22 protein-coding genes are annotated in these 22,798 nt (G+C 73.1%); 15 read left to right on the top strand and 7 right to left on the bottom strand.

Features of this window, described 5'->3' with window-relative positions:
• The first annotated feature begins 54 nt into the window (after window positions 1-54).
• Genes EDD27_RS21090 through EDD27_RS21080 form a run of 3 tightly spaced genes read left to right on the top strand, consistent with a single transcriptional unit; the run spans window position 55 to window position 1,969 of the window.
• A complete protein-coding gene (locus tag EDD27_RS21090; RefSeq protein WP_206641559.1) occupies window positions 55-1,185 on the top strand; it encodes a winged helix DNA-binding domain-containing protein in 1,131 nt (376 codons plus the stop codon).
• 29 nt (window positions 1,186-1,214) lie between these two features.
• Window positions 1,215-1,628, top strand: a complete 414-nt coding sequence (locus EDD27_RS21085; protein WP_241564166.1) for a helix-turn-helix domain-containing protein — start codon at window positions 1,215-1,217, stop codon at window positions 1,626-1,628.
• Window positions 1,625-1,969: a DUF4180 domain-containing protein gene (locus tag EDD27_RS21080; protein WP_127933937.1), complete on the top strand. Its 345-nt coding sequence runs from the start codon at window positions 1,625-1,627 to the stop codon at window positions 1,967-1,969. The genes EDD27_RS21085 and EDD27_RS21080 overlap by 4 nt, the downstream gene beginning before the upstream one ends.
• 2 nt (window positions 1,970-1,971) lie before the next feature.
• On the opposite strand, the gene EDD27_RS21075 is transcribed toward EDD27_RS21080, so the two are convergent.
• From EDD27_RS21075 to EDD27_RS21065, 3 genes are read right to left on the bottom strand one after another with little or no spacing between them, the layout of a single operon-like run.
• Window positions 1,972-2,949 carry a small ribosomal subunit Rsm22 family protein gene (locus tag EDD27_RS21075; protein WP_127933936.1) on the bottom strand — a complete coding sequence of 326 codons (978 nt, stop codon included), beginning with the start codon at window positions 2,947-2,949 and terminating at the stop codon, window positions 1,972-1,974.
• 14 nt (window positions 2,950-2,963) lie between these two features.
• The gene (locus tag EDD27_RS21070) at window positions 2,964-3,281 is read right to left on the bottom strand and encodes a hypothetical protein (RefSeq protein ID WP_127933935.1); all 318 of its coding nucleotides are present in this window, start codon (window positions 3,279-3,281) and stop codon (window positions 2,964-2,966) included.
• Window positions 3,278-3,742, bottom strand: a complete 465-nt coding sequence (locus tag EDD27_RS21065) for a MarR family winged helix-turn-helix transcriptional regulator (protein ID WP_164903713.1) — start codon at window positions 3,740-3,742, stop codon at window positions 3,278-3,280. The genes EDD27_RS21070 and EDD27_RS21065 overlap by 4 nt, the downstream gene beginning before the upstream one ends.
• 107 nt (window positions 3,743-3,849) lie before the next feature.
• Between EDD27_RS21065 and EDD27_RS21060 the strand changes: the two genes are divergently transcribed.
• The 5 genes from EDD27_RS21060 (at window position 3,850) to EDD27_RS21040 (ending at window position 9,135) form a co-directional block, all read left to right on the top strand.
• Window positions 3,850-5,448, top strand: a complete 1,599-nt coding sequence (locus EDD27_RS21060; RefSeq protein ID WP_127933933.1) for an LLM class flavin-dependent oxidoreductase — start codon at window positions 3,850-3,852, stop codon at window positions 5,446-5,448.
• A gap of 243 nt (window positions 5,449-5,691) precedes the next feature.
• Entirely contained in the window at window positions 5,692-6,546 is an 855-nt protein-coding gene (locus tag EDD27_RS21055) for an LLM class flavin-dependent oxidoreductase (protein WP_127933932.1), read from the top strand.
• Between the two features lie 46 nt (window positions 6,547-6,592).
• Window positions 6,593-7,369 carry a TetR/AcrR family transcriptional regulator gene (locus tag EDD27_RS21050; RefSeq protein ID WP_127933931.1) on the top strand — a complete coding sequence of 259 codons (777 nt, stop codon included), beginning with the start codon at window positions 6,593-6,595 and terminating at the stop codon, window positions 7,367-7,369.
• Window positions 7,370-7,468: 99 nt separating this feature from the next.
• A complete protein-coding gene (gene uppS, locus EDD27_RS21045; RefSeq protein ID WP_127940835.1) occupies window positions 7,469-8,188 on the top strand; it encodes a polyprenyl diphosphate synthase in 720 nt (239 codons plus the stop codon).
• 68 nt (window positions 8,189-8,256) lie between these two features.
• On the top strand, window positions 8,257-9,135 hold the full coding sequence (locus EDD27_RS21040) for a pentapeptide repeat-containing protein (RefSeq protein WP_241564825.1): 879 nt from the start codon (window positions 8,257-8,259) through the stop codon (window positions 9,133-9,135).
• Between the two features lie 195 nt (window positions 9,136-9,330).
• Here the strand turns inward: EDD27_RS21040 and EDD27_RS21035 are convergent, their stop codons facing one another.
• The gene (locus EDD27_RS21035; RefSeq protein ID WP_206641557.1) at window positions 9,331-9,843 is read right to left on the bottom strand and encodes a MarR family winged helix-turn-helix transcriptional regulator; all 513 of its coding nucleotides are present in this window, start codon (window positions 9,841-9,843) and stop codon (window positions 9,331-9,333) included.
• Window positions 9,844-9,920: 77 nt separating this feature from the next.
• Between EDD27_RS21035 and EDD27_RS21030 the strand changes: the two genes are divergently transcribed.
• From EDD27_RS21030 to EDD27_RS21015, 4 genes are all read left to right on the top strand, one after another.
• A complete protein-coding gene (locus tag EDD27_RS21030; protein WP_127933930.1) occupies window positions 9,921-10,832 on the top strand; it encodes an EamA family transporter in 912 nt (303 codons plus the stop codon).
• 5 nt (window positions 10,833-10,837) lie between these two features.
• The gene (locus EDD27_RS21025) at window positions 10,838-11,470 is read left to right on the top strand and encodes an NAD(P)-dependent oxidoreductase (protein WP_127933929.1); all 633 of its coding nucleotides are present in this window, start codon (window positions 10,838-10,840) and stop codon (window positions 11,468-11,470) included.
• A 55-nt stretch (window positions 11,471-11,525) separates the two neighbouring features.
• Window positions 11,526-12,389 carry an SMP-30/gluconolactonase/LRE family protein gene (locus EDD27_RS21020; protein ID WP_127933928.1) on the top strand — a complete coding sequence of 288 codons (864 nt, stop codon included), beginning with the start codon at window positions 11,526-11,528 and terminating at the stop codon, window positions 12,387-12,389.
• Between the two features lie 423 nt (window positions 12,390-12,812).
• Window positions 12,813-14,888, top strand: coding sequence for a prolyl oligopeptidase family serine peptidase (locus EDD27_RS21015; protein ID WP_241564165.1), 2,076 nt, complete (start codon window positions 12,813-12,815; stop codon window positions 14,886-14,888).
• 5 nt (window positions 14,889-14,893) lie between these two features.
• Here the strand turns inward: EDD27_RS21015 and EDD27_RS21010 are convergent, their stop codons facing one another.
• Entirely contained in the window at window positions 14,894-16,072 is a 1,179-nt protein-coding gene (locus tag EDD27_RS21010) for a cytochrome P450 family protein (RefSeq protein ID WP_127933927.1), read from the bottom strand.
• A gap of 189 nt (window positions 16,073-16,261) precedes the next feature.
• On the opposite strand from EDD27_RS21010, the gene EDD27_RS21005 reads away from it, so the two are divergent.
• Both EDD27_RS21005 and EDD27_RS21000 read left to right on the top strand, forming a co-directional pair.
• A complete protein-coding gene (locus EDD27_RS21005; protein ID WP_127933926.1) occupies window positions 16,262-17,077 on the top strand; it encodes a putative protein N(5)-glutamine methyltransferase in 816 nt (271 codons plus the stop codon).
• A 201-nt stretch (window positions 17,078-17,278) separates the two neighbouring features.
• The gene (locus EDD27_RS21000; protein ID WP_241564164.1) at window positions 17,279-18,406 is read left to right on the top strand and encodes an esterase-like activity of phytase family protein; all 1,128 of its coding nucleotides are present in this window, start codon (window positions 17,279-17,281) and stop codon (window positions 18,404-18,406) included.
• A gap of 8 nt (window positions 18,407-18,414) precedes the next feature.
• On the opposite strand, the gene EDD27_RS20995 is transcribed toward EDD27_RS21000, so the two are convergent.
• Entirely contained in the window at window positions 18,415-21,318 is a 2,904-nt protein-coding gene (locus tag EDD27_RS20995; protein WP_127933924.1) for a pyridoxamine 5'-phosphate oxidase family protein, read from the bottom strand.
• Window positions 21,315-22,067, bottom strand: coding sequence for an HAD family hydrolase (locus EDD27_RS20990; protein WP_127933923.1), 753 nt, complete (start codon window positions 22,065-22,067; stop codon window positions 21,315-21,317). The genes EDD27_RS20995 and EDD27_RS20990 overlap by 4 nt, the downstream gene beginning before the upstream one ends.
• Before the next feature lie 97 nt (window positions 22,068-22,164).
• Here EDD27_RS20990 and EDD27_RS20985 point away from each other — a divergent pair, with 97 nt between their 5' ends.
• Window positions 22,165-22,797, top strand: a complete 633-nt coding sequence (locus EDD27_RS20985) for a TetR/AcrR family transcriptional regulator (RefSeq protein WP_127933922.1) — start codon at window positions 22,165-22,167, stop codon at window positions 22,795-22,797.
• Window position 22,798: the final 1 nt, after the last annotated feature.

Here is a 22,798-nt window from a genome sequence, read left to right as displayed (position 1 = left end):
TGAAGTCTTCCGCATTCGCCTCTAGCGTGAGCAGTGCGAGCTGAGGAGGACGTGGTGAGGGAAGTGTCGTGGCCGCAGGTGAGTGCGCGGCGGCTGGAACGGGCCGGGCTGGGCGCCGCGCCTTGGGGCGAGACGGACCCGGCGCAGGCCGTGGCCGCCATGTGCGGGGCGCACGCCCAGGTGATGTCGGCCGGCGAGGCGTCCGTCGCGCTGCGGCTGGACGGCGTCACCCGGCAGCACGTGCGCGAGGCGCTGTGGAGGGAGTGCAGCCTGGTCAAGACGTTCGGGCCACGCGGCACCGTGCACCTGCTGCCCGCCCGCGACCTGCCCATGTGGGTGAGCGCGATGTCGTCGGTGCCGCCCGGGCGCAGCCCCTTCCCCGAGTCCGTGAAGATGACGCCCGAGCAGACCGAGCAGGTGGTGGAGGCCATCCGCGAAGTGCTCACCGGGGCCGAGATGACGATCGACGAGCTGAGCGACGCGGTCGTCGCCGCCACCGGGCCGTGGGCGGGGGACCTGGTCATGCCCGCGTTCCAGGTGATGTGGCCGCGCTGGCGGCAGGCGATGCACCTGGCGGGGCATCGGGGCGCGATCGTCTTCGGCCCGGGCCGGGGCCGCAAGGTGACCTACACCGCCCCGCCCCCTGCACAGCCGGTCGCCGACGGGCTCGGCGGCCTGGTCAGGAGCTATCTGACGGCGTACGGGCCCGCCACGCCCGACCAGTTCGCACAGTGGGCCGGCGGGCCGGTGCGGTGGGCGGCCCGGGGGTTCGAGGAGGCCGGGCTGGAGGAGGTGCTGTTCGAGGGGCGGCGGGCCTGGGTGGTGGCCGGCGACACGGTGTTCCCCGAGGATCCTCCGCGGGGTGTGCGGCTGCTGCCGTACTTCGACGCGTACGTGGTGGCCGGCCGTCCGCGCGAGCTGCTCTACCCGGGCCCGGCGGCCCAGCGAGCGCTGGCCGGCGGCCAGGCGGGGAACTTTCCCGTGCTCCTCGTGGACGGGGAGGTGCGCGGGGTGTGGCACCAGAAGCGCTCCGGGAACAAGATCGACATCACGGTGGAGCTCCTCTGCGACCTCACCTCCGCGCAGGTGCGCGAGCTGGACGAGCAGGTGGAGCGGGTGGGGGAGGTGCTGGAGGGGCGACCGCGCCTCACCATCGGTCCCGTGTCGGTCGGACCTCACGCCTGATTCCCTATCACTCTCTAACATGCCCTACGATGGGGAATGTTATGGAGCAATACACCGTGGACCAGGCGGCCAAACGACTGGGGCTGCACGTCAAGACCGTCCGTAATTACGTGCGGGACGGGCGGCTGCCGGCCGTGCGGGTCGGCAAGCACTATCGGATCGCCAGGGAGGACCTGGCGGCGTTCGCCGGCCTGCCCGACGACGCCCCGGAGGTCCGGCGGCACGCCGAGGTGTCCAGCATCGTGCAGGTCGACGGCGTCGAGCGGCGTGATATGGACCGGATCAGCACGATGGTCATGGGTTCGCTCGCGGGGCAGCCGCACGGGCTGCGTGTGGAGTTCGTCTACGACGAGGAGCGGGCCCACTTGAAGGTCATCGTCCTGGGCGGGCTCGAGGAGAGTGCCCAGGTGCTGCGGATCATCGACGCGCTGGTGCGGCAGTGAGCGGCAGCCACGGCGTGCACGTGTGCGCGCCCGACGGCCCGCTGCTGCGCGACGAGCGCGACGTGCTCGACCTCATCGGCGAGGCTTGGGGGCACGGCGCCACCTGGGTCGCCGTGCCCGCCGAGCGGCTGCACGAGGACTTCTTCTCCCTGCGCACCGGCGTGGCGGGGGAGATCGCGCAGAAGTTCGTCAACTACCGGATCGGACTGGCGATCGTCGGGGACATCTCCCGCTTCACCGACGCCAGCCAAGCGCTACGCGCCTGGGTGCTGGAGTCCAACCGCGGCAACCACCTGTGGTTCGTCCGCGACCTGGCTGAGCTCGCGGCCAGGCGCTCCTGAGGTCAGTCCCGTGGGTCCGGCCACGCCTCGCCCCAGCCGACGTCTCTGGCACGCCGGTAGAGCTCGCCCTGCCGCTTGGAGACGATCACGTCGCGGATCCCGTCCTCGGCCGTGCACAGACGCAGCGACACCACGCCCTTACGTTTCTGCGGGTGACGCAGCACCCGGGCCTCCGCGCGCGGCGACGGGCCCGCCATGGCGGCGACGTAGGAGAACTTCTCGTCCTCGAAGCTCAGCGTGCCCGCCTTGACCTGGCGGTGCAGGGAGGTCCTGGGCAGTCGTACGGAGAAGTGGCACCAGTCGCGTCCGGGCTGGATCGGGCAGCGGCCGTCGTGGGGGCAGGGGGCGACGATGCTCATCCCCTGCCCGGCCAGCACCTCCCGGGCGGCGGCGATGGTCGCGTAGCCGGCGGGGGTGCCGGGCTCGACGATGACGACCAGGGTGGCGCCGTCCGCGAGCCAGCGCACGACGTCCGGGCGGTCCCGCTCGGGCAGCTCGCCCAGCGCGTACGACATCGTCGCCAGGTCGGCCGGCGGCCGGTCCAGGCCGGGGCGGATGGCGGCGTGCCGCCAGGTCGTGTCCCGCACCGCGGCGGACTCCGACGCGCGGGCAAGACGCCTGCCCAGGTCGATGACGTGCGGGTCGTGCTCGATGACCATGACCTGCCGCAGGGACGGCCAGATCGCGCCCGCCGCCCAGATCGCCGCGCCGGTGCCGCCGCCCGCGTCGAGGTGCGTCGCCGGCTGGAACCCCGGTGCCAGCGCCGCCGCCTGGCGCATCGCGCTGCCGGCGGCGGCGTAGGTGGCGGGCATGCGGTACGCGGCGTAGGCGGCCACATCGGCCTGGCCGCGCAGGTGCGTCCCCCCGGCCGACGGGATGCGGTAACGCTCGGTGAGCTGGGCGACCGACCGGGCCAACTCCTGCGGCGAGTAGCGGGACAGGGCCGTGTCCAAGGCGGCCCTGAGCGTGTCAGGCAGCATGGGTGCATTCGCTTTCATACGAGGCGTTCACAGGATCCTGGCCCGGGCGAGCCCGCCGGCTCCAGCCGTTGCCGCAGCGTGGCGACGATGACGCCCCACACCATGATATGGATCCCGAAGCCGACCAGCACCGCGGCGGCCGTCAGCCCGTAGGCCCGGCCCGCGCCGCCGCTGCCGCCGGCCGCGACGCCTGGCCTTGGGTCGTGCCGGGGCCGCGACGCCTGGCCTTGGGTCGTGCCGGGGCCGCGCCGTCGCCGACCTCCCCTCGCCTGACCGGCCGGGATCCGGGCTGCTGCAGGGCCCGCGACGCGCTCGCCGACGAGGTGTGTCATCGATCCGCGGGCGGGCGGGGGTGGCCGGTCGTGGCGGTGTGCTCGGCGAGGATCCCGGCGATCGCGGATCCCAGGAGGTCTCTCTGCTCCCGGGGCAGCCCCGCGGCCAGCGTCTCCAGCCGATCAGCCATCCCGTCGTGCGCCAGCGCCCCAAGGCGTTCGCCGTCCGGCGTCAGCGCGATCCGGCAGGCCCGCCGATCATGCGAGTCCCGGGTGCGGGCCACCAGACCGCGTTTCTCGGCCCGGTCCACCAGCCCCGTCAGGCTGGACTTCTCCAAGCGCAGGGCGCGGGTCAGCTCCGTCATCCCGACGGGCCCGTCGATGAGCAGGCAGAGCAGCTGCGCCTGCTGCGGCGTCAGATCGTGCTCCTTGGCGACGTCCTCGAACACCTGCTGCACGAGGTGCGCCAGGCGGACGAGCGCCTCGGTGAACCCGAGCACCGGCTCCTTCGTCGTGACCACGCGACCGAGTCTAGTTGACAGTGGTTCGCGGCACGAACTACTTTGTTCGCGCAACCAACTGTTCGTACCACCAACTAGCGCGCGCGGCCCGCCCCAAGGAGCCACTTATGCCGGACTACGGTCACGACCTGCTCTTCAGCGCCAACATCGTGCCGTACGCGCAGCACCCCGACACCGTCGTAGCCCTCGCCCAGCTCGCCGAACGCGCCGGGCTCGACCTCGTCAGCTTCCAGGACCACCCGTACCAGCCGGCGCTCCTGGACACCTGGACGCTGCTCGGCTACGTGGCCGCCGCCACCGAGACGATCAAGCTGGCGGGCAACGTGCACCCGCTGCCGCTGCGGCCGCCCGCCATGCTGGCCCAGGCCGCCGCCAGCCTCGACCTCCTCAGCGGCGGCCGGTTCGAGCTGGCACTCGGCTCGGGCGGCTACTGGGACGCCATCGCCGCCATGGGCGCCCCGCGGCTGACTCCGGGCGAGGCCGTGGCCGCGCTCGAAGAGGGCATCCAGATCATCCGCGCCGCCTGGGACACCGACGCGCCCGGGGCGGTGCACTTCCACGGCGTGCATCACCGGGTGGAGGGCACTCCGCGCGGGCCGCGTCCCGCCCACGACATCGGCATCTGGCTCGGCGCGTACAAGCCCCGGATGCTCCGCCTCACCGGACGGCTCGCCGACGGCTGGCTGCCCTCCCTGCCCCACCTCCAGACCACGGCCAAGATCGCCGAAGGGAACGCCGTCATCGACGAGGCCGCCGCCGAGGCCGGCCGCGATCCGCGCGACATCCGCCGGCTGCTCAACTTGGGTGAGGACCTGCCGCCTGCCCAGCTCGCGGAGCTCGCGCTCGAGCACGGCATCAGCGTCTTCACACTCATGACCGGCGACCCGCGCCAGATCCAGCGGTTCGCCGGGGAGACGGCGCCGGCCGTACGGGAGCTCGTGGCCGCCGGACGCCGCGCCACCCCGGCTCCCGGCACGGGAACCGCCGCCGCCTTCGGCACGGGAACCGCCGCCGCCTTCGGCACGGGAACCATCGCGGACAGCGCCGGGGAAACCGCCCGGCGGGCCACACCTCCAGCGACCGCCCAGACCGCCGCCCCGCAGGGCGCGGCGCTGGGTGTCATCCCGACCCCGGACGACGGCGTGCGCCTGAGCGACGTCCGCGTGTGGGACGAGAGCACCCGGCCAACCGCCCCGCGCCCCGACCTCGCCAGGCGCTACACCGCCAGGGAGCAGGCCAACGGCCGGCACCTCATCGACGTGCACGACCATCTGCGGGCCGAGCTCGCCCAGCTGCGCGACCTGGTCGACCAGGTCGCGGCGGGAGCGCTCGACGCGGAGGCCGCCCGTTCGCACATCAACGCCATGACCATGCGCCAGAACAACTGGACGCTGGGCGCCTACTGCGAGTCCTATTGCCGGCTCGTCACCATGCATCACACCCTCGAGGACGCGGCCATGTTCCCCCGGCTGCGCCGCGTCGAGCCCGCGCTCGCGCCGGTGATCGACCGGCTCAAGGAGGAGCACCAGGCCATCCACAAGATCCTCGAACGCATCGACCGGGCGCTGGTCGCGTTCGTCGGGGACCCGGCCGGCCGCCTGGACGGCCTGCGCGCCGCCGTGGACCTGCTCACCGACAGCCTGCTGTCGCATCTGTCGTACGAGGAACGCGAGCTCGTCGAGCCCCTGGCCAGGCACGGCCTCTGAGCCCGGCGCAGGCGGCGGGAACGCGTGCCGCCTGACAGCAGGACCTCCTGCACCCCGAGCGCGCCGGCAACGGCCACCGCGACTACCCAGAGTCGGCGGTCTACCGCGGACCGCATCCAGCAGCGCGTCGACTGCCTGTCCCGCAACCGCGACGCCATCCTCGCCTGCCTGGCCGTCGTGGAGGCGAGCCAGAAACCGGAGAGCTGAGGTGTCAGCGGGTGTCCCAGCCGATAGCCTGAGCCGATGCGACTTGGCGTCAACGTGCCCAACTTCGGCCCCGGCACCGATCCCGGCATCCTGCGGCAATGGGCGCTGACCGTCGAAGGCCTCGGGTTCGACCTGCTGATGGTGTCCGACCACGTGGCGATCACGCCCGACGTCGCCGAGCAGTATCCCGCGCCGTTCTACGAGCCGTTCACGACCTTGGCCTGGCTCGCCGGCGTCACCAGCAGGATCGGGCTCGGCACGACGGTGCTCATCGTGCCGTACCGGCATCCGCTGCTAGTGGCCCGCATGGCGGCCAACCTCAACGATCTCAGCGGCGGGCGGCTGGTGCTCGGCGTGGGCGTGGGGTGGGCACGGCAGGAGTTCGAGGCGCTCGGGGTGGCGCACGAGCGCCGTGGCCGGCTGACCGACGACCACCTCGCCGTCATCCGCGCCGCCTGGGCCGACGAGGGCGACTACCGTTCCGGCGGCGTGCCGATCTGGGTGGGCGGCGGCAGCGACGCGGCCCTGCGCCGCGCCGTGCGGTTCGGCGAGGCGTGGCACCCGCTCAGGAACACCGTGCCCTGGCTGCGGGAGAGGCTGCCGCGGCTGAAGGCGATCGCCGCCGATCAGCGCCGCCCCGTGCCCGCCTTCGCGCCCAGGATTCTGCTCCGCCTCACCGGCTCGCCCGTGACGGGCCCGGACCGGCCCGCCGGTGAGGGCACGATCGAGCAGGTCACCGGCGACCTCGAAGAACTGCGCCTCCTCGGTGCCGAGACCGTCGTCCTCGACCCGTTCGCCGGCGATCCGGAGGAGACGCGCCGTCCCGAGGCGGCCTGGGAGATGCTCGCCTCCGTGGCCGCCGCCTGGGCGGGCCGGAGCGAACGCCACTGATACGCTTTATGCCGTAAGGAGTGCTGTCCGCGAGGAGAGTCCCGCGTTGGTCGTGTACGCCGGTCAGGGTGACGCGCGCCGCTCGATGGCGTTGTTGTGGCGCACGGGGGAGCGGGACGAGGCCCGGCCCGGGCCCAAACCGGGACTGAGCGTGGACGTGATCGTCGACGCCGCCATCGCGGTGGCCGACGGCGAAGGCATGGCGGCACTGTCCATGCGCAAGGTCGGCGAGCGGCTGGGCCGCACCGGGATGGCGCTCTACACGTACGTGCCGAGCAAGGGCGAGCTGGTCGACCTCATGTACGACCGGGCGCTGGCCGAGCTGCCCGCCGGCGACGACCTGTCCGGCGGCTGGCGTGCGGCGGTCACCACGTGGGCGGAGCACATGTGGGCGTGCTTCCTGCGCCATCCGTGGATGCTGCAGGTGTCGCAGGCCAGGCCCGTGCTCGGGCCGCACGAGTTCGCGGCGCTGGAGACCCTGGTCGGCATCCTGCGGCCGACGGGCCTGCCGCCCGCCAGGCTGCGTGGGGTGGTGGCGCTGCTGTTCGACTTCGTGCGCGGGGCGGCCAGGACGGTCGCCGAGTCGCGGCAGGCCCCGTCGGAGACCGGGGTGTCGGACGAGGAGTGGTGGAAGGCTCGCTCGGCTCTGCTGGAGGAGGTGGCGCCCGGGTTCGCCGCCCGCTTCCCCATGGTGACGTGGGTGGAGTCGGAGGACGACGGGCCCGGCGAGGGCGAGCCGTGGCTGCAGCATCGGGCCCGGCAGACGTTCAGCGCGGGCCTCGCGGTGCTGCTCGACGGTGTCGAAGCGGCCGCCGGCGACTGAGGAACGGGTTTCGCCGCCCGGCGGAAGCGCCATCCTAAGAGGGTGCACATTATCGATCTTCCTCACGCCCTGTACGCCCGCCGCCTGCGCCGCCAGGTCATGGCGGGCCCGCTGCCGCGGCACGTCGGCCTGATCATCGACGGCAACCGGCGCTGGGCCAGGCAAATGGGCCTGCCCAACCCGAGCATCGGCCACAAGTACGGCGCCGACCACATCGAGCACGTGATGTCCTGGTGCGAAGGCCTCGGCATCCGGCACCTGACCATCTTCCTGTGCTCGACGGAGAACCTGCAGCGGCGCGGCGACGAGGAGGTCGCCTTCCTGCTGCGGGTGATCGAGCAGATGGTCGCCGACCGGCTCGACCGGCCCGACGCCCGCTGGCGCGTGCACGTCGCCGGCCTGCTCGACATGCTGCCCGGCAGCACCGCCCGCGCGCTGAAGAACGCCGTCGAAGCCACCCGAGACTGCGCCACCGGCTTCCACCTCACACTCGCCATCGGGTACGGCGGCCGCCAGGAGGTCATCGACGCCCTGCGCGAGCTGCTGTACGAGCGGGCCGAGGCCGGGCAGTCCATGCTGGACCTGGCCGCCACGCTGACCGCCGACGACATCGCCAAGCACCTCTACACCGCCGGGCAGCCGGACCCGGACCTGGTGATCCGCACCAGCGGCGAGCAGCGGATGTCGAACTTCCTGCTGTGGCAGTCGGCCTACTCGGAGCTGTATTTCTGCGAGGCCTACTGGCCGGCGTTCCGCGAGATCGACTTCCTGCGGGCGCTGCGCAGCTTCGGCGCCCGGCAGCGCCGCTTCGGCGGTTGAGTACCCTTGATCTGACCCTCACCGAGGAGACGAGCACATTGCCCGGAACGAACCCGCGTGAGCTCGGCCTGCTGGCCGACTGCGCCAACTGCTTCGGGCTGTGCTGCGTCGCGCTGCCGTTCTCGGCCTCGGCCGACTTCGCCGCCGACAAGGCCGCCGGCGAGCCGTGCCGCAACCTGCGCGAGGACTTCCGCTGCGGCATCCACGCGCAGCTGCGGCAGCGCGGCTATCCGGGCTGCACCGTCTACGACTGTTTCGGGGCCGGGCAGAAGGTCTCGCAGGTCACGTTCGCGGGCACGAGCTGGCGGGAGGCGCCGGAGACGGCGCGGGAGATGTACGCGGTGTTCCCGGTCGTGCGGCAGCTGCACGAGCTGTTGTGGTATCTGGCCGAGGCGCTGACGCTGGAGGGCGCCGCGCCGATCCACGCCGAGCTGCGCCAGGCGCTCGACGAGACCGAGCGGCTCACCCGCGAGGGCGTCGACGCCCTGAAGCAACTGGACGTGCCGGCGCACCGGGGCGCGGTCAACACCTTGCTGCTGCGGGCGAGCGAGCTCGTCAGGGCCGGGCAGCGGGGCAAGGACCGCAGGGGCGCCGACCTGATCGGGGCCCGGCTCAGGGGCGCCGACCTGCGCGGCGCCGACCTGCGGGGCGCGTACCTGATCGGCGCCGATCTGCGGGGCGCGGACCTGCGGCAGGCCGACCTGATCGGGGCGGATCTGCGGGGCGCCGACCTGGCCGGCGCCGACCTCACCGGCAGCATCTTCCTCACCCAGCCCCAGCTCAACGCCGCGAAGGGCGATGCCGCCACCCGCCTTTCCCCGGCGCTGGCCCGCCCTTCGCACTGGCCGGACACCCGCAGCGAGCCGAAGCCGTCGTCCCGGCCCCGGCGCGGGCGGGGCGACCGGGGCCAACCCCGCGGCACCGGCCGCCGCTCCCGCCCTCGCTGAGGCAATCCCTCACCGGCCACCCTCCCGCCTCTCTGGCTCCACCTGCCTTCCAGGGGGCCCGTGCCGAGGCACGTGGCCCCGCTCCTCCCGCAAGGGCCCTGTGCCGTAGCACAGGCCTCCTCAGAGGGGCCTGTGCCGAGGAGTGGAGCCCTGAGTGCCTGAGTGCGGTGCGTGGCCGGGGAGGGCGGGGAGCCCTTACGGGAGGGGCGAGCGCTCCGTGACGTCGCCGAGCGACTCCAGCAGGTCGCGGAGCGTGCCCGCGAGTTCCTCGCGCCGCTCCCCGCTCAGCGCGGACAGCACTCGGTGCTCGGTGGCGACGTGGTCCGGCAGCGCCCGGTCGATCAGCGCGAACCCCTCCTCGGTGAGCGTCACGTAGACACCCCGCCCGTCGGACTCACTCGGCGTGCGCGTCACCAGTCCGCGCTCCTCCAGCCGGTCCAGCCGCTGCGTGATCGCGCCCGAGGTGACCATGGACGCGCGCATGAGCTCGGCGGGCGTCAGCCGGTGCGGAGGGTCGCTGCGGCGCAGCGTGGCGAGCACGTCGAACGAGGCCCTGTCGAGCCCGTGCGCGGCGAACGTACGCCGCAGCTCCGCATCGATCAGCCGGGACAGCCGGGACAGCCGGCCGATCACGGCCATCGGGGAAACGTCCAGGTCAGGCCGCTGCGCGCCCCACTGCTTGAGGATGAAGTCGACGTGGTCTGCCACGGACTCCACCCTACCGATGTCTTAGTGGTGAGGTAAATCACTGGCCAAGTAGCTTAGTGCTGAGATACTTTGTCTTAGTGCTAAGTAATCGATGGACCGTCGTCCTGCTGACCGCGCTGACCCCCGCCATCTGGGGGACCACCTACCTCGTCACCACCGAAATGCTGCCGCCCGACCGCCCCCTGCTCGCGGCGCTGATCCGGGCGCTGCCCGCCGGGATCCTGCTCCTCGCCATCACGCGCCGCCTGCCCCAGGGGATCTGGTGGTGGCGGGCGCTGGTGCTGGGGGCGCTCAACATCGGGGTGTTCTTGGCGTTGTTGTTCGTGGGCGCGTACCGGCTGCCCGGCGGGGTGGCCGCGACCGTCGGCGCCATCCAGCCGCTGCTGGTCGCCCTGCTGTCGGCCGGACTGCTGCACGAGCGGCTGACCCCGCGCACCGTGGTCGCCGCCGTGGCGGGCGTGGCCGGGGTCGGGCTGCTCGTGTTGCGGGCCGACGCCCGGCTGGACGCCGTCGGCGTCGCCGCCGCGCTCGGCGGGGCCGCCGTCATGGCCGTCGGCGTCGTGCTGAGCAAGCGGTGGCCGTCCCCCGCGCCGCTGCTGGCCACCACCGGCTGGCAGCTCGTGGCGGGCGGCCTGCTGCTTCTTCCCGTGGCGCTCGTCGTCGAAGGGCCGCCGCCGGCCACGCTGACCACCGCCAACCTCGCGGGGTACGCCTACCTCACGATCATCGGAGCCTCCCTCGCCTACGCCCTGTGGTTCCGAGGGCTGCGGATCCTCTCGGCAACCAAGGTCACCTTCCTCGGGCTGCTCAGCCCGGTGGTCGCGACCGCGCTCGGCTGGGCCGTGCTCGGCCAGCGGCTCACCGCGGCCCAGGCGCTCGGCGCGCTCATCGTGCTGGGCGCGCTCGTCGCCGCCCAGCTCCAACCCACCCGCACGCGACCGCTGCCGGAGGCGGCGGCACCCCGCGTACTCATCGGAAAGGAATCCTGAACACCATGCGCATCACCATCTTCGGAGCGTCCGGAGCCGTAGGCAGCCGGGTGGTGGCCGAGGCGCTGTCGCGCGGCCACGACGTGACCGCCGTCGTCCGCGATCCCGCTCGCCTGGCCCACACGCCCGCCCGGGTGCGGGCGGGCGACGCCTCGGACGTCGAGCACGTGGCCGCGTTGAGCGCCGGTCAGGACGTGGTGATCAGCGCGACCCGGCCCGCGCCCGGTTACGAGGGCGAGCTCGCGATCACCGCCAAGGCGCTGCTGGCCGGCGTGGCGCGGACCGGCGTGCGGCTGCTGCTCGTCGGTGGCGCGGCGGGGCTGACCGTGCCCGAAGCCGGCGGGCTCCCCCTCGTCGAGACTCCCGATTTCCCGCCCGCGTTGCGGCCCATCGCGCTGGCCTGCAACGAGCAGCTCGAGGTCTGCCGCTCGGACACGGACGCCGACTGGACGTACCTGAGCCCGCCGGCGTTGCTGGAGCCGGGGGAGCGTACCGGCGTCTACCGGGTCGGTGGCGACGAGCTGCTCGTCGACGCGCACGGCAGGTCGGCGATCTCGATGGAGGATTTCGCGATCGCGCTGCTGGACGAGGCCGAGCTGCCCCGGCACCGCGGCAGCAGGTTCACGGTCGCCTACTGACCGACTCTGGCAGCATGATCGATACGTGGCCCCGCCAGCGACCGAGGAGACCGGCATGACCATCGCCCCCTACACCGTGACCGACCCCGTCGCCGAGCACGGCGAGGGACCCGTGTGGTCCAGCCGCTGGGGCGGGCTGCGATGGGTCGACATGCTGGCCGGCGACGTGCTCGCGCTCGACGCTCAAGGCGCGGTACGCCGCCGCCACGTGGGCGCGGTGGCCGCCGTCGTCCGGCCGCGGACGTCCGGCGGCTACCTCGTCGCGGCCGAGCGGGAGCTGCTGCTGTCCGACTCCGACGACCTGGACGCCCCGCTGCGCTCCCTGGGTGAGGCGTGGACCGACCCTTCGATCAGGATGAACGAGGGCGGCTGCGACCCCGACGGCCGCTTCTACATCGGCAGCATGGCTTACGACTCGGCCCCCGGGCGCGGCTCGTTCTACGTGACCGAGCCCGGGGGCACCCTGCGCGTGGTGCTGCCGGAGGTGACGATCTCCAACGGGTTCGACTTCAGCCCGGACGGCGCCCTGGCCTACTACGCCGACACCGAGACCGGGCGCGTGGACGTCCTGGACTACGACCCCGAGAACGGGCTCGGCGCGCGCCGCCCGTTCGCCGTCGTCGACCCCGCGCAAGGGGCTCCCGACGGGCTGACGGTCGACGCCGAGGGCGGGGTGTGGGTGGCGCTGTGGCAGGGCGGGGCCGTGCACAGATACGACGCCGGCGGCCGCCTCGACGCGGTCATCAGCCTGCCCGTACGCAAGGTCACCGCGGTGACCTTCGGCGGCGAGCACCTCGACCGGCTGTTCATCACCACCTCGGCACTGGACGTGGACCGGGCCGAGCAGCCGGAGGCAGGCGCCGTCTTCGCCGCCGACCCGGGCGTACGGGGCCGCCCGGTCCTGCCGACGACGCTCTGACGGATTGGTGGGGGCGACGCCCAGCCCGCGCCTGCGAACGGGAAGGGCCGCCCGCGGCGTCATCCGGCGCCACCACGGCCACCGGTGTGAACGTCGCCCATACCTTGGACAGCCCGGCCGCACCAGGCGGTTCCATGCTCTGGGGAAAAGGGTTCCATGCTCCGGGGAAAGGTACGGGACAGTGGTCACGTTGCTGATTCGCGCGAGATGTGCCTAAGATGCCGCAGCGCTTGATCGCCGCCATGCGGCCGGGCGCCTGATTCCCCGGCGGGCGGCTCCTGCTCCGCCGGACGTTCAGCGGATCTCCCTTACATCGCGGCCGCTGATTCAGCATCACGTGAACGCGTGCGCCCCGGCATGCCCTGGCGCACGCTTCCGCCATTTCCGGCGGCTTCTGATTGATTCGGCAGAGAGGACACACGCATGATCGGCATGCCCGGAAACGGCCCGGCCCCGCGCTCCGTCGGAGCGGACGGCCTGCCCAGGCAGTTCGCCCGCACGCGGCGGTTCAGCCTCGGCGATCCGTCCGCCTTCACCGTCTCGGCGGACGGCGCGTCGGTGGTGTTCCTGCGCAGCCGGGGCGGTGACGACCCCGTGGCCTGCCTGTGGGCGCTGGACCTGGACTCGGGGGCCGAGCGCCTGCTGGCCGACCCGGTGGACCTGCTCGGCGGGACGGCGACGGCCGGGATCTCCGCGTACGCCACCGACGACGCGGCCGGGGTGGCGGCGTTCGCGCTGGCGGGACGGCTGTGGGTGGTGGACGTCGCGAAGGGCGGCGTCCGCGAGTTGCCCGCGACCGGTGACGTGCGGGACCCGCGCCCGGACCCGGCGGGCCGCCGGATCGCGTACGTCAGCGGCGGAGCCCTGCGCGTGACCGAGATCGACGGCTCGGAGCAGCGCGTCATCGCCGAGCCGGACGGGCCGGAGGTCCGGTTCGGCGTCGCCGAGCACGCGGCGGCCGAGTCCATGGGGCGCACGCGCGGCCACTGGTGGTCCCCGGACGGCGACCGGCTGCTGGTGGCCAGGGTGGACGAGAGCGCCGTGGCGTTGTGGCACGTGGCCGACCCGTCGGACCCGGCCCGGCCGCCGCGCGCGGTCCGATACCCGGCGGCCGGCACCGCCAACGCCGAGGTCACCTTGTGGATCGCCGGACTGGACGGCACGCGTACCGAGGTGCGGTGGGACCGGGCGGCCTTCGAGTACGTGACCGCCGCGGGCTGGGACGCGCACGGCCCCTACCTGGCGGTGCAGAGCAGGGACCAGCGGACGGTGCGCGTGCTCGCCGCCGACCCGGACTCCGGGCGTAGCGGCCTGCTGGCCGAGCAGCGCGACGCGCACTGGGTGCAACTGGTCGGCGGCACGCCGGCGCGTACGGCGGCGGGCGCGCTCGTGGCGCACGCCGACGTGGACGGCACCCGGAGGCTCACCCTCGACGGCGTCCCGGTCACCCCGCCCGGGCTGCACCTGCGCGAGGTCCTCAGCGTGGCCGGCGACGACATCCTGTTCAGCGCCTCCACCGACCCGGCGGAGCGGCACCTGTGGCTCCAAGGCGCCGGAGACCGTCCCCGGCGGGTCAGCATCGAGCCGGGCGTGCACGCCGGCGTGTGGCGGGCCGGCACGCTGGTGCACGTCGCCCGCACCTCCACCCGACCCGGCGCCACCACCACAGCCGTGCGTTCCGGCCGGCCCGCCGTCACGATCACGTCGCTCGCCGAGCGGCCGGTGCTGACCCTGCGTGCCATCGCGCTCACCACCACCGACCGCGAACTCCGCAGCCACCTGCTGCTGCCCTCCTGGCACCGCCCGGGCGACCCCAAGCTGCCCGTCCTGGTGGACCCGTACGCGGGCCCGGCCCTGCAGCGGGTCACCGCCGACCAGGCGCCCATGACGTTCGTCTCCCAGTGGTTCGCCGAGCAGGGCTTCGCCGTACTGATCACCGACGGCCGCGGCACCCCGGGACGCGGCCCCGCCTGGGAGCGGGAGGTCCACGGCGACATCTTCGGCCCGCCCCTGGACGACCAGGTGGCGGCGCTGCACGCGGTCGCCGCCCGCCACCCCGATCTGGACCTGAGCCGAGTGGCCATCCGCGGCTGGTCCTTCTCCGGGACGCTCGCGGTCATGGCGGTGCTGCGCCGGCCCGACGTGTTCCACGCCGCGGTGGCCGGGGCGGGGACGAGCGACCAGCGTCTGTACGACACCCACTGGCGTGAACGTTTCCTCGGCCACCCCAACCGGCACCCGGACCGGTACGAGGCCTGCTCGACCCTGCCCGAAGCCCCGCGGCTGACCCGGCCGCTGCTGCTGATCCACGGCCTGGCCGACGACAACGTGTTCGCGGCCGGCACCCTGCGGCTGTCCGCCGCGCTGCTGGCGGCGGGCCGCCCGCACGAGGTGCTGCCGCTGTCCGGCACCGCGCACTCGCCGACGTCCGACCCCGACGTCTTCGAGGGCCTGCTCCTGCACCAGCTCGGCTTCCTGCGCTGGCACCTTCAGGCGTAGCCGGGCTACAGGATCACCGGCAGGGACTGCACCCGCCACGTGCCGGGGTCGGGGGTGCGCCGGGGCTCCTCGGCGAGCGCCAGATCGGGGAAGCGGCGCAGCAGGGCGCCGAGCGCGATCCCGGTCTGCACGCGGGCCAGGGACGCGCCGACGCAGAAGTGCGGCCCGTGCGCGAACCCGAGATGCGCCGACGGCTCGCGCCCGAGGTCGAGCCTGTCCGGGTCATCGAACACCCGCGGATCCCGGTTCGCGGCCGGGATCGCGGCCGTGACCGGCGCGCCCGTGGGCACGGGCACGCCACCGATCTCGATCTCCTCCGTGGTGAAGCGGGGAATGGTCAGCAGTTGCGGGCCGCACCAGCGGATCAGCTCCTCGACGGCGCGCGGCATGAGGCCGGGGTCGGCGCGCAGCGCCGCGAGCTGCCCGGGGTGGCCGAGCAGGGCCACGACCGAGTTGGCGATGAGGTTCGTCGGCGTCTGGCCGGACAGGACGAGCTGCCAGACCATGGTGATCAGCTCCGTGTCGGTGAGCCGGTCGCCGTCCTCCTCCTGGATGCGGGCCAGCTGGGAGATCAGGTCGGCGCCCGGCTCGGCCTTGCCCCTCGCCACCGCGGCCTTGGCGTCCTCGAGGATCCGCGGGATGGCCTGCGCGAAGGTGTCGCCGTGTCCGGCCTGGACGCCGACGCCGTACTCACGCCACCGGGGACGGGCGGCGGCCGGGATGCCGACCATCTCGCAGATCACCTCCATCGGCAGCGGACGCGCGAAGTGCGCCAGCAGATCCACCGTCCCGTCCGGGGCGGCGTGCCCGGGCAACTCGTCGAGCAGGCCCTCGACGACCCGCTCGATCCGCGGCCCGAACTCCGCCGCCTTGCGCGGCGTGAACGCCGGCGCCACCAGCTTGCGCAAGCGCGCGTGCTCGGCGCCGTTCATCTCCGACATGGTGCGCATGTACGGCAGGCAGCCGGCCGGCACGCCGGGCCGTTGATAGCTGCTCTCGTTGGTCTCCAGCCGCGGGTCGGCCAGCATCGCCCTGGCCTCCTCGTGCCGCAGCACGGCCCAGAACGTGTACCCGGGCGCCACGAGCCGCGCCACGGGCGACTCCGCTCCGGCGCGCGCGTACGCGGCGAAGGGGTCGCGCAGCATCTCCGCGCCGGTCAGGTCTATGTCAGGCACGCCGGCCATCGCCACTCCCAGATTTCGAATGATCCCAACATCTGAATGTTGACCGTATCTCGAATGCGGCGAGGACGGCAATCGAGGAGGACGGGAGGGCGACAGTGCCGGCTGGACCCGCACGGCGGCGTCCACCCGGAGGCCGCCCGCCTGGGGCGACCGGCGCGGCTGTGGCGAGTTCTGGTAGGAAGGACCCTCATGTCGGTCTTTTCGTCGTCCACCCCGATGCCTGACGTCGTGGCCAGGCTCCGCGCCGCCGGATGCGTGTTCGCCGAGGACGAGGCGGAGCTGATCGCCGCCACCGCGCGCACCCCCGGCGAGCTGGCCGCCATGGTGGAGCGGCGGATCTCCGGCCAGCCGCTGGAGCACGTGCTCGGCTGGGCCCGGTTCTGCGGGCTGCGGCTGTTCGTGGAGCCGGGGGTGTTCGTGCCGCGGCCCCGCACCGAATTCCTCATCCGCCAGGCCGTCGCGCTGGCCCGGGAGATCCCCGGGACCCCCGTAGTGCTCGACCTGTGCTGCGGCACGGGCGCGATGGGGGCGGCGCTCGCCGCCGGTCTGGAGCGCCCCGCCGAGCTGCACGCCGCCGACCTCGACCCCGCCGCCGTGCGCTGCGCCCGGCGCAACCTGCCCGGCGGGCACGTCTACGAGGGCGACCTGTACGAGCCCCTCCCTGCCACGTTGCGCGGCCGGGTCGACCTGCTGATCGCCAGCCCGCCCTACGTGCCGTCCGGGTCCGTCGGGCTGCTGCCGCCCGAGGCCCGCCTGTACGAGCCGCGCGTGGCCCTCGACGGCGGCGACGACGGGCTGGACGTGGTACGCCGGGTGATCGCGCAGGCGGCCCAATGGCTCGCCCCCGGCGGTCACCTCCTGGTCGAGACCAGCGCACGCCAGGCGGACCAGACCGTGCGCGCCGTCGAGCGGGCCGGCCTGGCGGCACGCGCGGCAGGCTCCGGCGAACTGGACGCCACCGCCGTCATCGGCACCCGCCCCGGCGAGGCCGGCCTGCCTGAGTAGCAAGGGCTACGGCTCATTCTCGACGGCACCGCCGTCACGCGGCATTCACAAAAATAATTTGTCCCGGTTGGCGAGCGAGTGCCGTCATTCGGGCGTCCTGCCTGCATGGACTTCCGTCTTCATTCGCGCTTTCATTTTCTCCGTCAGAGCAGTCGGCGGCACTTCCATTGTGGGGAGAAAATGGTTCGTAGGTGGAGAACATTGGCAATTGCCGTCGCATTCGCGATGGTGGCGGCGAATGTCGCGCCGCCGGCGGCCGCGGCCGGGCGGCGGGATCCGGTGCGGATCACCCGCTTCCTGGGGGAGCAGCGGCTGCCGCACCTGACCCGCTTCGACGGCACCGCCGTGGGCGGCCTGTCCGGGATCGACCGGGATCCGGCCACCGACACGTGGTACTTCATCTCCGACGACCGATGGCGCTACAACCCGGCCCGGTTCTACACCGGCCGCCTGGACATCGACCCGGTGTCAGGGGCGTTCACCGGGGTCCGGCTGACCGGCGTCACGACGCTCACCCGGGCCGACGGCACCCCCTACCCCGGTTACGGCAAGCCGGGGTCGGCCGACCCCGAGACGATCAGGTTCGACCGGCGCAGCGGCCGGCTGCTCTGGGGTGACGAAGGCGACCGGCCGGACGACAGGAACCCGGCCGTTCCGATCTCCCCGTCCGCCGTACGCGCGATGGACCCGCAGGGACGGCACCTGGGAGAGCTGCGGTTGCCGCGGAACCTGCGGCTGACCGACGGCGAGCGCGGTCCGCGCCGCAACTTCGGCTTCGAGGGGCTGGCCGTCACCGCCCGCACGATCACCGCCGTGACCGAGGGCCCGCGCCACGAGGACGGGCCGCTGCCCACGGTCGGGAGGGGTGCGCCGGCGCGGCTGACCGTGTGGAGTCGCCAGGGCCCGCTGCTGGGCCAGTTCGTCTACCCGCTCGACCCGCTGCCCGCCGCTCCCGTCCCGCCGGACGGCGAGGCCGACAGCGGGGTGTCGGAGATCCTCCCCCTCGGCGACTACCGCTACCTGGCGCTCGAACGTGCCTGGATCGAGGGCGTCAACTACCGGGTGCGGCTCTACGAGATCGACCTGCGTGGCGCCACGAACGTGCTGCACAGGCGTTCGCTGGAGCACGGCGGGCCCTACCTGGCGGTGGCCAAACGCCTCGTCCACGACCTGAGCTCGGTCAGCACGCCGGAACAGAACCTGGAGAGCATGGCCTGGGGGCCACGCCTGGCGAGCGGCGAGTGCACGCTGGTCCTCGGGTCGGACGACAACTTCAACCAGCACGAGGTGACGCAGTTCCTGGCGTTCGGCGCCACCGGCTGCCCCTGACGCCGGCGCTAGAGGCCGTGGATGCGGCGGCCGGTGATCTGCTGGCAGGCGATGCGGATGTACAGGTGCCGCTCGCCGCCCGCCCACGGCGTGACACCCGCGTCGGCCACCTGCGCCACCTCCTCCGGCGGCACGTGGTGGGCCGGGCCCTGCACCACGACGCTCCACCCCTCCCGGTTGATCTCGTCGATCAGGTCGACCTCGAACGCGATCTTGATGTCGACCCCTTCGAGCCCCGTGCGCAGGTCCCTGTCCATGACCCCGCCCACGGCGGTGCGGAAGACGATGGAGCCCTCGTACATCCGGTAGTTGACCGGCATCACGGTGGGCCCGTGCGAGCCGTTGAACGCCACGCGCCCGATCCCGCCCGGAGCGATCAGCCGCCGGCACTCCTCCTCGTCGAGGACCTCCAGTGTCGGGTTGGCCATGGCGGGACCGTGCCCAGGCGGCCGGTCCTTGCCTCCGCCGAGCAGCTCCTCCACGGTCGTCCGCAGGGCGTCGGCCAGGCGGTAGAGCGCGCCGGTGTCCGGCATGTCGGGGTTCTCCTCCAGGTATTTCAGATAGCCCGCCGACATGTCGGCGTGCTCGGCGACCTCCTCGCGGGTCAGGCCGAGCCGCGCGCGGTGATGGATGATGCGACGCCCGAGATCCCCCGTCCCAGTCATGATCGCTTCCCCTCCCGTGTAGAACCGGCAGGGCAGCCCGTTGACGCGTGCCTGCCGGTGATCGGCGTCGATGAAGAGCTGCCGGCCGCGGAAGCGGATCGGCATGGACAGCACGCCGAGCCCGCCGGGCAGCATCGGATCCAGCCGCAGCCCGTCGCGCCGCAGCTCCAAGCCCAGATAGCAGCGCTGCAAGAGGTCGAGCGTGCCGCCCATGGCGCCCAGGTGGATGCCTTCCGCGGTGGTGCCGCCCTGGACGTCCATGATGTCGCTGTGGAGCGCTTCGGTGAAGAACCGCCAGGACTGCGCCCGGTTGGCGCGGGCCAGCACCCAGGCGTGCACGACCGCGCTGAGCGTCGAGCCGTGGCTGGTGCGCTCCAGGTAGTACGAGACCGTGCGGGGGATCAGGTCCGGTTCGACGGGGTAGCCGAGCCGCTGCAGGATGCCGATCAGCTCCGCGCCGGTCAGCAGGTAGCACAGCATGAGCGTGTCGGCCTGCTTGGACGCCTTGTAGCGGTTGACGTCGTCGCCGTCGGCCTCCAGGGCACGATCCAGGCGGCGCACGCCGCGGTAGCGGTGCCAGTCGAGCTCTTCCAGGTCGGCGTACCCGCTGAACTGGCTGATGACGCCGTCGTGGAAGTCGACCCGCAGGCGGCGGCCGATCTCGTCCCAGCGGTCCCGCTCGGCCGGGTCCGGCGCCAGGTCGGGCGCCAGGTGGGCGGTCTCGCCGGCGCGCATCAGCAACCAGGACGTCATGACGTTGGTGTAGGCGTTGTTGTCCACGCCGGGGACGGTGGCGCCCGGATAGCGGTCGTGGTATTCGTCGGGGCCCATGACGCCGCGGATCTCGTACCGGTCGCCGTGCCGCACCGCCATCGAGGCGAAGCACCGGGCGATGTCGAGCAGCAGCTCGGCGCACCACGGCGGCATGGAGCCGGTGGCCAGGTAGTGGTGCCAGACGTTGTAGGCGATGGCCAGGCCGACGTGCCGCTGCAGGTGGGAGTGATCGGGCAGCCAGCGGCCCGATTGGGGGTTGAGGTGCAGGACCTGGGTCTCCTCGCGGCCGTCGCTGCCGCTCTGCCAGGGGAACAGCGCGCCGTCGTACCCGGCCGCCCGGGCCGCGTCCCTGGCTTCCGGCAGCCGCCGCCACCGGTAACGCAGCAGGCCGAGCGAGATCTCCGGGAAGCGCAGGCTCAGCCAGGGCTGGACGAACAGCTCGTCCCAGAACACGTGGCCGCGGTACGCCTCGCCGTGCAGGCCGCGGGCCGGCACTCCGGCGTCGAGGTCCGCGGTGTGCGGGGAGAGCGTCTGGAGCAGGTGGAAGACCTGCAGGTGGATGATCGGCGCCAGCTCCGGATCGCCCACGTCGAGCCGGGCGCACTGCCACAGCCGCTCCCAGGCGGCCTCGTGCCGGGCCAGCAGCTCGTCGAACGGCGGTGCGCGGCGTACGTGACGCAACGCCGCCGAGCGGGCGTCGTGGCTGGCGTGGTCGCGTGACGTGGTCAGCGCCACGGTCTTCGTGAGCGTGGTCGGTCGGCCGCGGGCGAGCTCGAGCACGTGCTCGGAGGTGATGCGGCAGGCCTCCCGCTGGACGGAGCCCAGCCTCTGGGGAGCGTCGATCCGGCCGGCCAGGGCGACGGTGATGCGCGAGCAGCGGGTGACGGCGGTCAGCCAGGTGATGTCGTCCTGGGTTCCGGAGTCCTGGCAGGTCAGGTGGTCGCCGCGCAGAGCCCGGTAACGCGCCACGCCGTCGTTCGACACCCGCCCGTCGAGCAGGGACCGCACGCGCAGCTGCCCCGACCAGTTCTCGGCCGTGAACGTGGTCTCCATCGCCGCCAGGTAGGGGTCGGCCATCGACACCAGCCGTCGCTGGCGTACCGCCGTGTCCCTGCCCGCGTGATCGCGCCAGCGCAGTGCCCGCGTCAGCACTCCGTGTCGCAGGTCCAGCTCGTGGCGGTAGGCCAGGAGCTCGGCCTGGTCGGGCGTGAACCAGCCGGTGCCCGGCGTGGCGAACGTCAGCGGCAGCCAGTCGGGCATATTGACGATGTCCTCGTTCGTCACGGTACGGTCGGCCACGACGGAGTCGAGCCGGTTGTAACAGCCGGCCACGTACGTGCCGGGCGTGCGCGTCTGGCCGTCCGGCGTGGCGCCGCGTGTGGCGAACCTGCCGTTGCCCAGCGTGCACAGAGCCTCGCGCAACCCCTCGCCGGCGGGATCGAAGCCTTCGTAGGCCAGCGTCCAGGCGCTCATGGTCGCCCCACGGGCACGCGCCCTGCCACGTCCGCGTCGGCCAGGTCGGCGACGACGGCGTCCGCCCCGGCGGCCCGCATCGCCTCCGCCCGTGACCCGCTCCGGTCCACCGCGACGATCAGCCCGAAGCCGCCCCGGCGGCCGGCCTCCACGCCGGGCAGCGCGTCCTCCACGATCGCCACCTCCGCCGGGGGCGACTCCAGGCGGCGCGCCGCTTCCAGGAACAGCGCCGGATCCGGCTTGCCCGGCAGGCTCAGCTCCGCGGCGTCGGCGCCGTCGACCAGCACGTCGAACAGGTGCAGCAGACCCGCCGACGACACCACCGCGCGGCAGTGCCTGCTGGCCGAGACCACCGCCGTGCGGCAGCCGCGCCGCCGTAGCTCGTGCAGCAACGCCACGGTGGACGGGTACGCCGCGACGCCGTGCTCCTCGATCGCCTTCACGAACAACGCGTCCTTGGCGCGCCCCAGCCCGTGCACGGTCGCCGCACCCGGCTCGTCGCCCGGTCCGCCTTCGGGCAGCGAGATGCCCCGGGAGGCCAGGAACGTCCGCACCCCGTCCAGCCGTGGCCGCCCGTCCACGTGCGCCAGGTAGTCGGCGCGCACGTCGAACGGCGCCGCGCCGCGGCCCCGCAGGAAGCCGTCGAACACGTGCTTCCACGCCGCCGCGTGCACCCGGGCCGTGTCGGTGACGACGCCATCGGTGTCGAAGACGACCGCGCGGAGCCTGCTCAGGTCAAAGGTGGCCATGCCTGGACGCTACCCGCGTAAACGCCCCCCAGCCCTGGCCACCGAACCCGTCTGCCCCGACTATGCGACCGATCGGTCGTTCATATAGTCTTGGCGCATGACAGAAGACGGCCGGCGGCTGCGTGGACTGCGCAGCCGGGAGGCGATTCTCCAGCGGGCGGTCGGGCTGGCGTCCGTCGAAGGGCTGGACGGGCTCTCTCTGGGGCGGCTGGCGGCGGCCGCAGGGGTCAGCAAGTCCGGGTTCTTCGCGCACTGGCGCGACAAGGAGCAACTCCAGCTGGACGCCGTGGAATGGGCCACCCGCCAGTGGATCGAGCAGGTGGTCGAGCCCGCCCTGCGCGCCCCTGCGGGCGTACGGCGGCTGTTCGCGCTGCACGAGGCGCGGCTGAAGTTCTACGGCGACCGGGTGCTGCCCGGCGGATGCTTCTTCTTCGCCGTGCAGGCCGAGTTCGACGACCGGCCCGGAGCGGTGCGGGACCGGGTCGCGCGGGCCATGCGCGAGTGGCACGAGCTCATCCGCCGGCTCGTGGCGGAGGCCGTGACGATGGGAGAGCTGGCCGGGGACGTGGACCCGGCGCAACTCGCCTACGAGATCGACGCGCTGGGGGAGATGGTCATCATCCATTCCCGGCTCCTCGACGGGGCCGACGTCCTCGTCCGGGCGCGGCGTGCCGTGTTGCAGCGGCTGCGGGCCCTTTGTCCAGACCCAGCACTACTTCCGGAGGTTTGAC

Origin of the sequence: Nonomuraea polychroma, assembly GCF_004011505.1 — a bacterium.
GTDB classification, from domain to species: Bacteria; Actinomycetota; Actinomycetes; order Streptosporangiales; family Streptosporangiaceae; genus Nonomuraea; species Nonomuraea polychroma.
The sequence above is the reverse complement of the archived record's forward strand: the minus strand, read 5'-3'. Positions and strand labels throughout refer to the sequence as shown.

Bases quoted from the DNA above. Each gene is read 5' to 3' on its own strand.
- EDD27_RS21085 (WP_241564166.1), top strand. From the start codon at position 1,215: ATGGGGAATGTTATGGAGCAATACACCGTGGACCAGGCGGCCAAACGA.
- EDD27_RS21075 (WP_127933936.1), bottom strand. From the start codon at position 2,949: ATGCTGCCTGACACGCTCAGGGCCGCCTTGGACACGGCCCTGTCCCGC.
- EDD27_RS21070 (WP_127933935.1), bottom strand. From the start codon at position 3,281: ATGACACACCTCGTCGGCGAGCGCGTCGCGGGCCCTGCAGCAGCCCGG.
- EDD27_RS21060 (WP_127933933.1), top strand. From the start codon at position 3,850: ATGCCGGACTACGGTCACGACCTGCTCTTCAGCGCCAACATCGTGCCG.
- EDD27_RS21055 (WP_127933932.1), top strand. From the start codon at position 5,692: ATGCGACTTGGCGTCAACGTGCCCAACTTCGGCCCCGGCACCGATCCC.
- uppS (WP_127940835.1), top strand. From the start codon at position 7,469: ATGGCGGGCCCGCTGCCGCGGCACGTCGGCCTGATCATCGACGGCAAC.
- EDD27_RS21025 (WP_127933929.1), top strand. From the start codon at position 10,838: ATGCGCATCACCATCTTCGGAGCGTCCGGAGCCGTAGGCAGCCGGGTG.
- EDD27_RS21020 (WP_127933928.1), top strand. From the start codon at position 11,526: ATGACCATCGCCCCCTACACCGTGACCGACCCCGTCGCCGAGCACGGC.
- EDD27_RS21015 (WP_241564165.1), top strand. From the start codon at position 12,813: ATGATCGGCATGCCCGGAAACGGCCCGGCCCCGCGCTCCGTCGGAGCG.
- EDD27_RS21010 (WP_127933927.1), bottom strand. From the start codon at position 16,072: ATGGCCGGCGTGCCTGACATAGACCTGACCGGCGCGGAGATGCTGCGC.
- EDD27_RS21005 (WP_127933926.1), top strand. From the start codon at position 16,262: ATGTCGGTCTTTTCGTCGTCCACCCCGATGCCTGACGTCGTGGCCAGG.
- EDD27_RS20995 (WP_127933924.1), bottom strand. From the start codon at position 21,318: ATGAGCGCCTGGACGCTGGCCTACGAAGGCTTCGATCCCGCCGGCGAG.
- EDD27_RS20990 (WP_127933923.1), bottom strand. From the start codon at position 22,067: ATGGCCACCTTTGACCTGAGCAGGCTCCGCGCGGTCGTCTTCGACACC.
- EDD27_RS20985 (WP_127933922.1), top strand. From the start codon at position 22,165: ATGACAGAAGACGGCCGGCGGCTGCGTGGACTGCGCAGCCGGGAGGCG.